This window comes from Metaclostridioides mangenotii (assembly GCF_017873185.1).
Lineage (GTDB): Bacteria > Bacillota > Clostridia > Peptostreptococcales > Peptostreptococcaceae > Metaclostridioides > Metaclostridioides mangenotii.
Map to the genome: position 1 here is coordinate 628280 of NZ_JAGGJX010000001.1, position 14519 is coordinate 642798.

The 14519-nt window shown below is 32.0% G+C and carries 13 protein-coding genes and 1 tRNA gene; 2 read left to right on the forward strand and 12 right to left on the reverse strand.

Going from position 1 to position 14519, the window contains the following annotated elements; genetic code table 11:
• Window positions 1-115: 115 nt before the first annotated feature.
• Window positions 116-1579 carry an aminomethyl-transferring glycine dehydrogenase subunit GcvPB gene (gcvPB, locus tag J2Z43_RS03060; RefSeq protein ID WP_209455792.1) on the reverse strand — a complete coding sequence of 488 codons (1464 nt, stop codon included), beginning with the start codon at window positions 1577-1579 and terminating at the stop codon, window positions 116-118.
• Entirely contained in the window at window positions 1579-4083 is a 2505-nt protein-coding gene (gcvPA, locus tag J2Z43_RS15250) for an aminomethyl-transferring glycine dehydrogenase subunit GcvPA (RefSeq protein WP_209455793.1), read from the reverse strand. The genes gcvPB and gcvPA overlap by 1 nt, the downstream gene beginning before the upstream one ends.
• 483 nt (window positions 4084-4566) lie before the next feature.
• On the opposite strand from gcvPA, the gene J2Z43_RS03070 reads away from it, so the two are divergent.
• The gene (locus J2Z43_RS03070) at window positions 4567-4995 is read left to right on the forward strand and encodes a C-GCAxxG-C-C family protein (protein WP_209455794.1); all 429 of its coding nucleotides are present in this window, start codon (window positions 4567-4569) and stop codon (window positions 4993-4995) included.
• A 121-nt stretch (window positions 4996-5116) separates the two neighbouring features.
• On the opposite strand, the gene arsS is transcribed toward J2Z43_RS03070, so the two are convergent.
• The 7 genes from arsS to J2Z43_RS03105 all read right to left on the reverse strand — a co-directional run bounded on the left by arsS (window position 5117) and on the right by J2Z43_RS03105 (window position 10406).
• Window positions 5117-6097: an arsenosugar biosynthesis radical SAM (seleno)protein ArsS gene (arsS, locus tag J2Z43_RS03075; RefSeq protein WP_209455795.1), complete on the reverse strand. Its 981-nt coding sequence runs from the start codon at window positions 6095-6097 to the stop codon at window positions 5117-5119.
• A gap of 64 nt (window positions 6098-6161) precedes the next feature.
• On the reverse strand, window positions 6162-6494 hold the full coding sequence (locus J2Z43_RS03080; RefSeq protein ID WP_024620118.1) for an arsenosugar biosynthesis-associated peroxidase-like protein: 333 nt from the start codon (window positions 6492-6494) through the stop codon (window positions 6162-6164).
• A gap of 77 nt (window positions 6495-6571) precedes the next feature.
• Window positions 6572-7246: a TIGR04283 family arsenosugar biosynthesis glycosyltransferase gene (locus J2Z43_RS03085; RefSeq protein ID WP_234925949.1), complete on the reverse strand. Its 675-nt coding sequence runs from the start codon at window positions 7244-7246 to the stop codon at window positions 6572-6574.
• Window positions 7247-7271: 25 nt separating this feature from the next.
• Entirely contained in the window at window positions 7272-7940 is a 669-nt protein-coding gene (locus J2Z43_RS03090; RefSeq protein ID WP_209455797.1) for a TVP38/TMEM64 family protein, read from the reverse strand.
• Window positions 7941-7966: 26 nt separating this feature from the next.
• Window positions 7967-8668 (reverse strand): TVP38/TMEM64 family protein, encoded by a 702-nt coding sequence (locus J2Z43_RS03095; RefSeq protein WP_209455798.1) that lies wholly within the window; start codon window positions 8666-8668, stop codon window positions 7967-7969.
• 48 nt (window positions 8669-8716) lie between these two features.
• Entirely contained in the window at window positions 8717-9730 is a 1014-nt protein-coding gene (locus tag J2Z43_RS03100) for an aminoglycoside phosphotransferase family protein (protein WP_209455799.1), read from the reverse strand.
• Window positions 9731-9740: 10 nt separating this feature from the next.
• Window positions 9741-10406: a TIGR04282 family arsenosugar biosynthesis glycosyltransferase gene (locus J2Z43_RS03105; protein ID WP_209455800.1), complete on the reverse strand. Its 666-nt coding sequence runs from the start codon at window positions 10404-10406 to the stop codon at window positions 9741-9743.
• A 1074-nt stretch (window positions 10407-11480) separates the two neighbouring features.
• Here J2Z43_RS03105 and J2Z43_RS03110 point away from each other — a divergent pair.
• Window positions 11481-11882, forward strand: a complete 402-nt coding sequence (locus J2Z43_RS03110) for a hypothetical protein (RefSeq protein ID WP_209455801.1) — start codon at window positions 11481-11483, stop codon at window positions 11880-11882.
• 193 nt (window positions 11883-12075) lie between these two features.
• Here the strand turns inward: J2Z43_RS03110 and J2Z43_RS03115 are convergent, their stop codons facing one another.
• The 3 genes from J2Z43_RS03115 to J2Z43_RS03125 form a co-directional block, all read right to left on the reverse strand.
• On the reverse strand, window positions 12076-12378 hold the full coding sequence (locus J2Z43_RS03115; RefSeq protein ID WP_209455802.1) for a DUF6506 family protein: 303 nt from the start codon (window positions 12376-12378) through the stop codon (window positions 12076-12078).
• 123 nt (window positions 12379-12501) lie between these two features.
• Window positions 12502-12582 (reverse strand) — tRNA-Leu (locus tag J2Z43_RS03120).
• 103 nt (window positions 12583-12685) lie between these two features.
• Window positions 12686-14428 (reverse strand): Na+/H+ antiporter NhaC family protein, encoded by a 1743-nt coding sequence (locus tag J2Z43_RS03125; RefSeq protein WP_209455803.1) that lies wholly within the window; start codon window positions 14426-14428, stop codon window positions 12686-12688.
• Between the last annotated feature and the right edge of the window lie 91 nt (window positions 14429-14519).

Below are 14519 nucleotides of genomic sequence, written 5' to 3' on the forward strand. Positions count from 1 at the left end.
AACTATTAGGGATACAATTAAGCAGATTTCATCTGCTTTATTGTATCCCTATAATTTTTACTTCTTCCTTAAAGCTTAAAACAACAAACTTATCGATTTTTCGAGTGTAGCGACATTAAGCTTCGATTTGCTTCCAAGTTAGTATTGGTTTTTTAACCGCTCTTGCCTCATCAATTCTACCCACAATGGTATTATGAGGTGCATTCTTTAATATCTCAGGGTTTTCTTCAGCTTCTTTAGCTATTTGCTTCATTGCAACTATAAATTCATCTATAGTCTCTAAACTCTCTGTCTCTGTAGGCTCAATCATAAGTGCTTCTTTTATGATAAGCGGGAAGTAAATTGTTGGTGGATGGTATCCGTAGTCAAGAAGTCTCTTTGCAATATCTAAAGTCTTAATATTTGCTTCTCCCCTAGGAAGTCCTCCAAGTACAAACTCATGTTTACAAACTCTATCGATTGGCAATATATAGTCTTCTCTTAAACTTTCTTTGATGTAGTTGGCATTGAGAACTGCCATTGTGCTGGCTTCTTTAAGTCCATCGCCACCCATTGTCAGAATATATGTATATGCCCTTACCAATACCCCAAAGTTTCCATAGAAGTTTTTGATCTTACCTATAGTTTTCTCTCTATTGTAGTTTAATTCATATCTTCCATCTACCTTTTCGATTGTGGGTACCGGTAAGAATGGAATCAGCTCTTTTTTAACTCCAACTGGACCACTTCCAGGACCCCCTCCACCGTGTGGTGTTGAGAAAGTCTTGTGTATATTTAAGTGAACAACATCAAATCCCATATCTCCTGGCCTAGTTATTCCCATAATAGCATTCATATTTGCCCCATCGTAGTAAAGCAGACCGCCAGCTTTATGCACAAGTTCTGCTACTTCCTTTATGTTTTCCTCAAATAATCCAAGAGTACTAGGATTTGTAAGCATTAAAGCTGCAATCTCATCATTTAATATAGATTTTAGCTCTTCCATATTTACTGATCCATCTTTATTTGAATTTATTTGTACAACATCGAAGTCTGCCATAGCAGCACTAGCAGGATTTGTACCATGAGCTGCATCAGGTATTATAACCTTTGTTCTTTTAGTATCTCCTCTATTCAGATGGTACTCTTTAATAAGCATAAGTCCTGTAAGCTCTCCGTGAGAACCAGCAGATGGTTGAAGTGTTACATCGTCCATACCTGTAATCTCACACAACATCTGAGATAAATTGTACATAAGTTCTAGTGAACCTTGAACTGTATCTACTGGTTGGTAAGGATGTAATTCTGTAAAGCTAGGCATTCTAGCCATATCTTCATTTATTTTAGGATTGTACTTCATCGTACAAGATCCAAGAGGATAAAATCCTGTATCTACTCCAAAGTTTTTATTAGACAATTGAGTGTAGTGTCTTATTAGATCAACCTCACTTATCTCTGGCAATCCAAGTTCAGTTTCTTTTATCAAATGAGCATCTACCATATCTGTCAGGTCTATATCGTCGATATCCAATTGCGGAAGTGAATAGGCTTTTCTACCTTTTTTAGAAATATCTATAAGTAAACTATTATAATTCTTCATTATATCCCCTCCATTATTTCAACTAATTTATGTATTTCATCTTTGCTTCTCTTTTCAGTAACACAAATTAAAGAAGAGTTTTTAAGATCTTTAAAATCCTTTTCTATATCATATCCGCCGAGTATATTTCCTTCTAAAAGCTTTTGATTTATATCTACTACACTATTTTCACTTTTAACTACAAACTCTTTAAAGAATCGTCCTTTAAAAGCTAGCTTATACTTTCCAGTTTCCACTAGTTTATTTAAAGTATAGTGTGCTTTTTTCATAGACTGAAGTCCAACTTCCCTAAGTCCTTCTTTACCCATAGTAGCCATGTATACAGAGGCAGCAAGAGCATTGAGTGCTTGATTCGAACAGATATTAGAAGTTGCTTTTTCACGTCTTATATGTTGCTCTCTAGTTTGAAGAGTTAAAACGTATGCAGGTTTTCCATGACTATCTAAACTCTGACCGACTATTCTACCAGGCATTTTTCTTGTATATTTTGATTTACTTGCCATAAATCCTACATATGGTCCACCAAAGTTCATAGAGTTTCCTAGTGATTGAGCTTCCCCAACTACTATATCTGCCCCCAATTCTCCAGGGCTTTTTAGTACTCCAAGAGATATAGGATCAACTCCAACTACTAACATTGCCTTATTATCATGAGTTATCCTCTCTATTTCTTTAAGATCTTCTATAATTCCAAAGAAGTTTGGAGTTTGAACAAACACACATGCAGTTTTATCGTCAACTACATTTCTAAGTTTATCTAAATCAGTAGATCCGTATTCATCAGAGAAATCTACTTCTACTATTTCACAGTCTTTAAATCTTAAGTAAGTGTGTAGAATTTCAAGAGTTTCCGGATGAGCGCTCTTAGCAACTACTATCTTATTTTTTTTAGTTTGAGCCATAGCCATAATACATCCCTCTACAGATGCTGTAGCACCATCATACATCGATGCATTTGCGATTTCCATACCTGTTATTTCAGCTATCATTGATTGGAATTCAAATATAACTTGTAGGGTTCCTTGGCTTATTTCTGCTTGGTAAGGTGTATATGATGTATAAAACTCTGATCTACCTGTCACATGTTTAACTACAGACGGAATGTAATGATCGTATGACCCAGCCCCTAAGAAACAAACTAAGTCTTCAAGGTTTACATTTTCATCTGCAAGCCCTTTTACAATTTTAGCGACTTCTAGCTCTGATTTTGCTGTATCTAGATTTAGCTCTCTTCCAAGCCTTACTTCTTTTGGTATGTCTGAAAATAAGTCCTTGGTAGACTTTAATCCAATTACACTTAGCATTTTTTCTTTATCTTCAAATGTCGCTGGTATGTATTTAAATTTATTTATATTTGCTGACACATTATTATCCTTCTTTTCTTCGACTATTTTTACATCATCTTTTTTGTACTTTTTTTTATAGAAAGGTTTCTCAACTATTACAGCTGGTACGACCCTTTTTCTTATAGCTATATTTATTTCTGTTCCAATTTCAAGATACTTTGCATCTATTAATCCCAATCCTAAAATTTTGCCCGTTGTAGGAGATGCACATCCAGTAGTGACAAAACCAACAGTCTCATCGCCAATCTTTATATCAAAACCGCCTCTTGGCATTCCTTTTCCCTTCATTTCAAATCCAACGATTTTTCTCTTACTTCCCTCTTTCTTTTCTTGCTCAAGTATTTGTTTACCTATGTAATTTGGTTTATCAAATTTAACAAAGAATCCAATACCACCTTCCACAGGAGATATATGCTCACTTATCTCATGGCCGTACAGAGGGAGTCCTGCTTCAAACCTAAGAGTGTCTCTAGCTCCTAGTCCAGCAGGTGATATTTCCTTCCCTCCGATCTCTAGTAAACAATCCCAAACTGCCTTTAAATCTTCATTCTCACAATATACTTCAAACCCATCTTCTCCTGTGTATCCAGTTCTAGAAACTAAGCAAGACCTTCCACACACTTTAACATTCTGAGCAAACTTATAGAATTTAATCGATTCTAAATCTATCTCAACAACTTTCTGGAGTATTTCTTGTGCCTTTGGGCCCTGGATAGCTACTAGAGATGTTTCTCCAGAGCAATCATTTATATCAACATTAAAGTTTGTACTGTGTTTTTTTATCCATTCTAAGTCTTTATCTATATTTGAAGCGTTTATCACCAGCATATAGTGCTTATCAGCCAACTTGTAAACTAGTAAATCATCTACAACGCCTCCGTTTTCATAGCACATTGGTGTGTATGAAATAGAGTTCTCTTTTAACTTACTAAAGTCATTTGTCAGTAAGTACTGTAGAAACTCTTCAGAATTCTCACCTTTTACCTCTACTTCACCCATATGTGATACATCGAATAATCCAGCACTGCTTCTAACCATTTCATGTTCTTTATTGATTCCCTCATATTCCAACGGCATTTCCCAACCAGCGAAGTCCACTAGTTTCGCGCCTAGTTCCTTATGAGTATCATAAAGCGAAGTTCTTTTTAGTTCTTCCATTATAGTACCCCCCTCAATATTTTTAGTTATAACATACAATAAATATTGACTTATATATTTCAATGTTTATAAAATAATTTACATACCTATACAAAAAAAGATATATGAAGTAGCAATTATATATTCATATACCGTTAATTTAACCTTTAGATGTAAAATCTCTAATTTTTTATTGTGAAATTATTTTATGCTCAATAAATTGATTAAATCAAAATTTATCACATACTTTGTATATAAATTGTATGAATTTTTAGCCCAAATGTCAACTCAGTTATTTTTATATCAATAGCCAAAATCCCTTTATTTTATTCCATTTAGTAGTATAGATTTTATTTTAAACTTAATTTTATTAATATGTATAGTTTTACATTATTTATATAAATATTAGTATAGATTATATCTATATTCATTATATTGACAATTATATCCTCCTAATATATACTCAATTTTGACATGTGCGAGATTTGTATAGGAGGTTATTTTATGGATGAAAAAGAAGTTTTAGATCAGTTTTCCAAAGGTTTTGATTGTGCTCAAATAGTACTCAGCTGCGCATCTGAGATACTAGATATAGATAATGAAACTGCAAATAAAGTAGCTGCATGCTTTGGAGCTGGTATGTTCGAGGGGGAAACTTGTGGTGCTGTAACAGGTGCACTTATGGCAATAGGGTTAAAGTACGGACACTACTTACCGGATGATGGTGAGGCAAAAGGTTTAAATATTAAAAAACTTATGGAGTTTAGATATAAATTTTTAGAAAAATACGACTCTGTTGTCTGTAAAAATTTATTGGGATTCGATATAAGTGATCCTAAAGATGCAGAAAAAATTCACGAAAAAAATTTACTAAATACTTTCTGCCCTAAGGTTGTTACTGAAACTACAAAGATATTAGAGGAAATATTATAGAATCATTTACATAATTAATTAAAAGAACCCATTAAAGTTAATCTAAAAGTTATTTTAACTTAAATGGGTTCTTTTATGTTATTATAAATCATTTCGTTTAAAACAAAACCTCTTAGTTTGTTTAAGCTGTTGTACCTCCACAGCTAGAGCCACTTCCTGCTGTACAAGCGTAACAATGGTTTCCAACACTTATTTTTCTTCTCTCTAGCTTTTTACCTTTTAGATCGACAATATTGTTTATACCTTCAGTAGTCAGTTCTAATGTTTGATTGAAATCACAATCATACAATTTACCATCATAACCTATAGAAATCTGATCTCTACACATCATACTTTCAACGGTTCCTGAATTAAAACTATCTGAAAGTCTCTGCATATATCCTTGAAGATTTTTAGTTCTTTCTAAGAAAATTCCAAAACGACCTATTGGGTTATTTGTTATCGCAAATAGGCTATTGAATTTAATTCCCCAATCTTTATCGAGTTTAACTTTATACTCTCTTTCTATAGCTTCTTGCGGTGGCGGTAAAAATGCTCCTCCTGGGTTATATACAAGATTTAGTACAAGATCATCTTTAATTCCATATCCGAGTTCATTTAATTTTTTTAGTATATTTATAGAATCTTCGTAAACTCCCTCTCCCCTTTGGCGATCTGTATCGCTTTTAGTGTAATAAGGAAGCGAACAGACAATTTCAACTTTATGACTTGCAAAAAACTCCATTAAATCAGCGTATTTAGGATCGTCTAGTACCACTAAATTTGAACGAACCATTATTTTACTTCCAAGTTTTCTTGCACTTTCAATTAAGTACTTCAGATTTGGGTTCATTTCTGGAGCGCCACCCGTTATATCTAAAACAGAAAAATTATTTTCTTCAAAAACGTCCATACAATCCTTCATTGTCTCCAATGTCATAAGCTCAGTTCTGTTTGGACCTGCTTCGACATGGCAGTGCTTACAAGCTAAGTTGCAAAGCTTACCAATATTTAACTGCATTGTTGACAAGTTGCCCTTTGTATACAGCAATTCCTTATTTTCAACTCTATCAGTAAATTTTTGTATATACTCCAAATTATCAACTAAATTGTTTCTACTCATTCTCAGTCCTCACTTTAATTATACTCGTATTATTTTCACTCTTAATTATCCCTGTTTTATAACATTAAAGTTCTAACCCTTTAGCTACATTTTTCATTTGAACTCCATGCACTAAAGTCGCTCCACCTTTTATAGCAGCAGACACATGTATTGCTTCAACCATTTGCTCTTGGTTTACTCCATGCTCTAAGCATGACTGAGTATATGAATCAATGCAGTATGGGCACTGAACTGCTGTAGCAACAGCAAGTCCAATGAGAGCTTTTTCTCTAGCTGTGAGCTCACCTTCTTCAAAAACCTCTCCATAGTACGCCATAAACTTTTCCCATAATTCTGGAGCGTTTTCTCCCATAGTTCCAAATTTCCCTAAATCTTCTTTATTATAATAAGTTTCCATATCAAATCTCCTAACTCTATATTCAATCTTATATAGATTTAATAAAATAGCATTTTTTTATTTATTAATTATTTTCCTTATCTTACATCTCTGTACATAGAAGCAATTTTCTCAATATCCTCACCATTTCTAAACATCCACTGAAGTCGCTGCATCTTCCACATAGTTCTAATAACACCTTTTTTTATAAACCTCCTGCTAGATGTTATTATCTTAGATTTAGTCTGCCCAATAGAGTAGTGTTTTTTAGCCTCAAGGGAAAATTGATAATCCTCCATAATAGGAAGGTCCATAAAACCTCCAATCTTATAAAAATCATCTCTATAAATAAACATACCTTGATCTCCAAAAACTATCTGCCTATACCTAACTCTCATATTTGACATAAAACCACAGCACTTCATAAGCAGCCTATTACTGTCAAATTTCACTTTAAAACAACCAACTCTGTATCCGCTTTTAAGTACTTTATCAATATCTTTTAAAGCGCTTTCTGGAAGTATACTGTCACTGTGAAGAAACAATAAAACCTCTCCTTTACTTTCGCAGACACCTTGATTCATCTGTTTTGCTCTCCCTCTTTCAGATGAAATCACCTTATATTTATCTCCTATAATAGAAACTGTATTGTCATTGCTTCCACCATCTACAAATACAATCTCATAATCTCCTTTAACTTTTAATATATTATCAATTATAGACCCTATATTTTTTTCTTCATTTAACACAGGAATAATTATCGAAAACCTCAATACCTTAACACCTCAAAATCACAAACTATTTTTTATTGGTAAAATTATTTGGAGTAACCTTTTTTGCCAAATAAAGTGATCCTACTGTCAACATCACTAAGAGCGCTATTGAAACTATAAATGCTGGATCTTTTGCATCGATAGCCTTGTCCCCGATATTTAAAAATACCAATGTTCCTGGAAGTATCCCTATTAGGGTCGCTACAATATAATTTTTAAAACTAATAGATGTAAGCCCAGCTCCATAGTTTATCACATTATATGGAGCCAACGGTATTAGCCTTAAAACAAATACCACTAAAAATCCACTCTTTGAATCCGCTTCCTCAAATAAATCCCACCATTTTTCTGCCAACTTACCTTTAAGAAATTCTACTACTAAATCTTTTGCCATAAACTTAGCCATATAATACATTATTGCACTGTTTAGCCCAGCCCCTATAATTGTATAAAGTGTCCCATTCCAAAGCCCAAAAGCCAAACCAGCCGCGAGCGCTAGTATTGGCACTGGAAAAAAAGCTATTGGCAAAAATGTAAAAATAACAATGTATATAATAGGAGCACAATATCCATAAGAATTCACGTAATTTCGTATGTCTTCAGCTCCTATATCTCTAAAGCAGGTAAAATATACTGCAACAAATACTGCAATTAAAGATACAGTAACAATAAGCTTTTTATTTTTCTTTGACATAAAATCATCCCTTCAAATCACGTCTACTATTGAGCACCGTTGTCCATTTTTTTCTTATCATTAATAATTTTCTTAATCATAAAAACAAGTACTGAAACTGCAAATAATATAAGAAGTCCCATTACTAGTTTTTTAATACCTCCTGTAAGCATTCCACCTACATAAGAATATATAATAGTTGCTGGTAATTGACCAATACCTGTAGCAACAAAGAAAGAAATAAACGACATAGAAGTAAGGCCTGCAGCATAACTTACAATATCAAAAGACATAAACGGAAGCAATCTACATATCAATATAGTATGTTTCCCATACTTTTCAAAAAAACCGTCTACACTTTCTAATGCCGTTTTGCTTGTCAATTTTTCAGCAGCATCTCTACCAAGAATATTTGCTATGTAAAAACACAGTGCAGCTCCAGCCATAGCACTCGTCCACGATAAAATTGCACCTTGCCACCAACCAAATATGGCTGCATTGGCAAATGTTATTAAAAATGCAGGTATTGGAGCGGCAATTGACTGAAATATCATAAGTAAAAACGATATTACTACAGCCCACGCACCAAATGATCTTATATACTCTATAACTCCATCTACATTCATACTAGATAAAATATAGACAACTTCATTAATTTGACCTTTGACTGAAGGTACAAACATATAAATCAATAAAAAAAGCAGAATAATACCAACTGTTATTAATTTAATTTTACTTTTTCTCTTCATAAAAACCTCTTTCTTACAGTATTTTGATGTATTACAAATTTAAACTCTTTATAATTTATTAAAGTACTCATCCTCAATATTTAACAAAAAGCTTTCCTTTAAATAATTCTCTATCTTATTGTATGTAAACTCATTTCTAATAAGTTTATCTGGGGCTTGATATTCTACCCACGCCATTGAACACCAAGTAATCCCTCTTAAGCAAGTAATTATAATGTATTTTTCTAATTTGTCCCATAAATTATTAGTTTCAAACCTACCATTAACTTTTTCTATGTACATTCTCACAAACTCTTCCATCTCCGCTCTTGTAAGTATAACATCTGTCTTCCAGAATGTTGTCGTAGGAGCAAGAAAATGTCCCAGATCTTGTTCAACTTCACCTAATATAGGTTTCTCCCAATCAATAATATAATTATTTTTACCCTTTCCATTTATCAGAAAATTACCTGAATTAAGTTCTGTGTTTATAATATGGTATTTATTTAAATTTTCATTGATATTTAAAACACTTCTTTCACTTTTTTCAATCAATCTCTTTATTATAATTTTTATATTTTTATCACCAATATCTGAATTCAAATATTTTGATGACATCTCTACGCACTCTTCAAGCACTGCTTTTAATGGGTTCTTTGGAGTAATAAGGTGATTGTTTTTGTTAAAGTCAACACAGTGAATATCGGCCAAACAACTTGCAGCTATCTCTAAATCGGTTTTATAGTCTAATGAAACTCCTGGAAGAAATTCCATTACTAATAAACCATAAGGTAGTTTATCCATACTTGAGTCAACAAATATCGGCTTTGGTGTTCTTCCACTCAACTCAAGCATTTTTAATACATTAAACTCATAAGAGATTTGATCGTCTAAATTCATTTGACTTGCAGTATTTAATCTCAGTACTAACTTCTTATTATTATCAGGATTTATAAATAGAAAATTAACATTATACTCTCCTTGTCCCAACAATGATACTTCAATCTCTTTATTAGATTGTATATTTAATGACTTTCTAACTTCATTATTATTGATATACTCTTTTATTTGATCTATTTTCATTTTATCATCCTCACCTGAACAAGCTCGAGATTGTCTCAAGGTATTTTTGTGTATGTCCGCAGTAGTATTCTTTATTATTTTTATTGTTCCAAAGTTCTATCAGATCTTCTTTTTCATCAATATCTAAACATGGGTTACATAAATAATAAATAAGTCCCAACTTATCTAAGTTATGCTTTGTATTTTCAATAACTTCACTGTGTCCATAAGATTGGTGTATAAACACATCCATATTGCTTTTTTTCATTCCAATTAAACAGTATCCACCATCATAAGTGGGTATCAAGGATACATCACTATCATCAAGTTTATCTAGTGCACTAATTATATCTTTAGATTTTATAGTCGGGATATCAGTTCCAATCAACACACACCGATCATATCCAAGTGTTAGAATTGTATCTATTGCATTTCCCATCCTAACTCCAATATCACTTCCTGTTTGAGGATAATACCTCAATTCATCAATAAATATCTTTTTAAGTATTTCAAGTCCTTCATCAGGTGTATAGAATATAAAAATATCCTTACCCGTATCTTTGCACGAAACATATACATCCTTTATAAAGTTTTTATGAAGTTGTGCACACTCTATTGGTGTTAAATAATTTTGTAATCTTGTTTTTGTTTTCCCCGGAATTGGGGTTCTAGTAAATATTATGATTGCTGCTTTCAATAACCCAAATCCTCTCATATTTCTATCTAATTATTCAATAAAATATACAAATGTACAATAAAACTATAAGCAATAATTTCTTTAAAGTCAAATAATTAGAAGGTAATTGATTCACTATACAAATTATCTATATATATTTTTTTATTATTTAAATTATCTATTGTTTAGTGATTAAAAATAATAAGCAAGAAATATGAAAAGTTGATATGCTTAACATGATATTATGCTTGTGGGAGGTGGAGTGAGTTATTACTATTGAATCTCTAAATCCATGATAAAATTATTTAACCAACTGATTGATTTATAATCTATGATCTCTTAAATGTTTACACTAAAATGGATCGACAAAAAACGACAGTTTATTAAAAACTGTCGTTAAATAATTCTACTTGTACTCTAGAATAGCTTCTATCTCTACTATTTCCACTTAGAACTATCGACCTCGATCAAGATTAAATCAAATTTATTTCTAGTAATTTTAAATCTTAAATCGAGGCCCACTATTTTTTTATCTTAATTTAAGTCAATATTTAATAAATCATATCTATCAGTATTATCTAGCATTATGTTAGTTATATATCTTGCTTTTTTAGCAAGTATGGTTTAAAAAACTTATTTAAGCACTTTTCTAGAAAACAACCCACCTAGAGTCGCCACAAATAAAATTACTCCTAAACCTATAAAAAACATTTTATTAATTTTCATATTTTTCCCCTCCAATTTTTGACATTGTACGTATCATTTTTACATATATTTTATAATATCAAAATTTTTCAGAAAATTCTATGAAAATAACGAAATAAATATAAAAATACATAATTTTGCTTCTAAATCTTCTTTTATACTATTGTATTCAATTATTTTCTACGATCTCCAATCTGTATAGGAAGATTTTTTCATTTACCCACGCATACCAAACGCCATTATAATATCCCGCTCATCCCACATTTTTTCAATTTCATTAAAACTTTTCAATGTATTGTTTATTTCTAAGTGGTCATACATACTTGTGTTGACTTAATTATTCAAATTTTATATGATTAATCTAGAAAATAGAAAGTAGGTTTAAACTTCATGAAAAAAATTATCAATCACCTCTTAGCCTTTTTACAGTTTTCATTAATAGTGTACTGTATAGCTGTTCAGTACTTTACAGAAACAAGAATGGGAATGGTTAGGCATGTTATGTCTAAAAATATAGAATGGGCTACAAACTATCCATTAGATAGTTTATTAAAGATTTTCAGCATAGTATTAGTTATATCGATTATATTCTCGATTTTATTAGTAGTAAAAAAACGAGCTAAAATCAGCTCATTAACATTAATAGTATTTTCATCATTATCCCTGTACTTTTTATATGCCTTTAGCGTTGAGAGCTACACAAGTTATTATTTTACTATTTTAGGATTGATTGCTATTATTCTAGTTCAAGTACTGATGGTTTTAATTAATATAAGTAAAAAAAATAAATAGAAATATCATAGCGTAGATATTAAGACATCATCTAATATTCACGCTATAATATTTTTAAAGGCTTTTTTCTAATTTCAATTAATGACAAAACATCCTCTAGCTCATATTGACTACTATATGTCATATTCAAAAATAAATAAAAAGGCTTTCCAAAAATAACTATAATTTATTTTAGAAAGCCATAGCTCAAATATTAAAATTTAGAAAAGAAGTTATCAAATAAGCTGTCTTGCTCTGACTTATGTACTACAAATCCGATAGCTACCTCGTTGTTTGTAAGGTCAATTATCTTTTGTGCTTCACCTTCACCAAATGCTCCACAAAGTTCTATTGCACCTACTCCATCTTTTTGTAACTCTACTGCTTTTAAGTAAGCTTCTTTAAAATTTCTAACTGTACAGATATAAGTGACCTGATTTTTCGTTTCAAAACAGGCAAAGTGCTCATCAGGATTATAATGAGGTCCCATTAGCAAAAAAGCATATTTATTTTTCATAAAATCACTCCCATATTTTTTATTATTCACATACTATTTATTCTAGCATTTCAAAATATAAAAGTCATCTAATAAATAAAAAGCCCAAAGTTTAGATATAATCTAAGCTCTGGGCTTTAGTAGTGCGGATGAAGGGAGTCGAACCCCCACGCCAAAGGCGCTAGATCCTAAGTCTAGTGCGTCTGCCAATTCCGCCACATCCGCTTATGTGATTTTTACCACTTTTATAGTGTACTATCTTTTGAACAATATTGCAAGTTTTTTTTATATTTTTTTAATGAAAGAAAGAAATATTAAAATTTATATTTTAAATCTTTATGCTCTCAGTTGTATCTTCAACACCGTCATTTACATCTACCTTTTTACCTAAAATTTGAATTCCAGCGAATACAGCTACAATTGCAACTGGTAAAACTATATATACAGGTAGTCCAAGTCCTACTGGGATATATCCAAATACAACTGATATTACTGCTGTAAAAAGTGCATAAGGCATCTGTGTCTTAACGTGGTCTATGTGATTACATCCCGCTCCCATCGATGAAAGAATAGTTGTGTCAGATATAGGTGAACAGTGGTCACCAAATATTGCTCCTGTTAGTACGGCACTTGTACTAGCTAGTATATAAGTCATTTCAGGATTCATTGAGTATGAAAGAGGTATCGCCAGCGGCATAAGAATACCCATTGTTCCATAAGCAGTTCCTGTTGCGAATGATATAATTGCTCCAAGTATAAATATTAACGATGGTAATAAGAAATTTGGAAGCGATCCCGACAATAATTTAATAAGGAATTTAGCTGTTCCAAGCTCTTTTATAATTGAACTTAAAGACCAAGCAAGTATTAATATTACTCCTGTTATAACTAATGTCTTCATACCGTCAACCCATACATCGATTGCTTCTGATACATTAAAGATCCTTTTAGATACAGCCATAACTATAGCAACAATACTCGCTATAAATGCTGATTGGAATAATGCTAAAGAGGCATTTGAGGCACTAAAAGTCTCTTTTATAGCCGAAAATGAATACGGTGAATTATTAAGTATGTTGATAAGTACTGTGTCATCTGAAGCCATTATCTCTGTGTATCCACTGTAGTAAAATGATATTAAAGCAACTACTACTAATGTACCTATAGGAATTATTGCATTCCAAATGCTTAGTTTAACACCTTCTTTAGGAGCTAAATCATCCTCTTCTTTACTAGTGGCTAACTCAACATCTGATTTCTCTAGTCTTCTAGCTCTTATCTCTGCATCTCTCATGGGACCAAATTCTTTAAGAAGAACAGCTGAAATAACTATAAATACAAGTACTAATATATTATAAAATCTAAAAGGGATAGTCTGTATAAATACACCAAATGCGTCTACTTGAATTCCAATACTGTTGAAAGCATCGTTTATAAGCCCTACTTCAAGTCCAATCCATGTAGAAATAATGGCAAGACCTGCTACTGGTGCTGCCGTTGAATCTATTATAAATGCTAATTTTTCTCTTGAAATCTTCATTTTATCGGATACTGGTCTCATTATTGGTCCAACTATCAATGAATTTGCATAGTCATCAAAGAATACTAAAAGACCTAAAAACCATGTAATAAGTTGTGTTCCTCTAGCTGTCTTAGCTTTATTTGCAAGTAACTCAGCAATAGCTCTTGCTCCACCCATCTTTGCAACTAGATTAATTACTCCCCCTATTGCAAGTACCTGTAGAATTATTCCCGCATTCCATGGGTCCGATAGAGATTCTACTGATCTGTTTACAAGATCTAAAAATGACTTGATAAATGCTATAAGAACATTGTTTCCACTAATTTGAAGTATAAAACTTCCAGACATTATTCCTATCATTAATGAAATTACTACGTTTTTAGTCATAAATGCCAATACTATCGCGACTAATGGCGGTATAAGTGTCAACACCCCATATTTTTGCGAATTAATAAGTGCTACATCGACTTCCTCTGCGAAACCTATAATAGTAAACATTGTAAATATAATTATCGTAGTCAAAATCGTATAAAGTTTTTTGTTTCTCATATTTACTCCTCCTTTTATATTTTATGAATACAGATATTGCGACCTGAGAACAAAAAAAACCTTAGGCTAAAGCACCTAAGGTTTTGATATA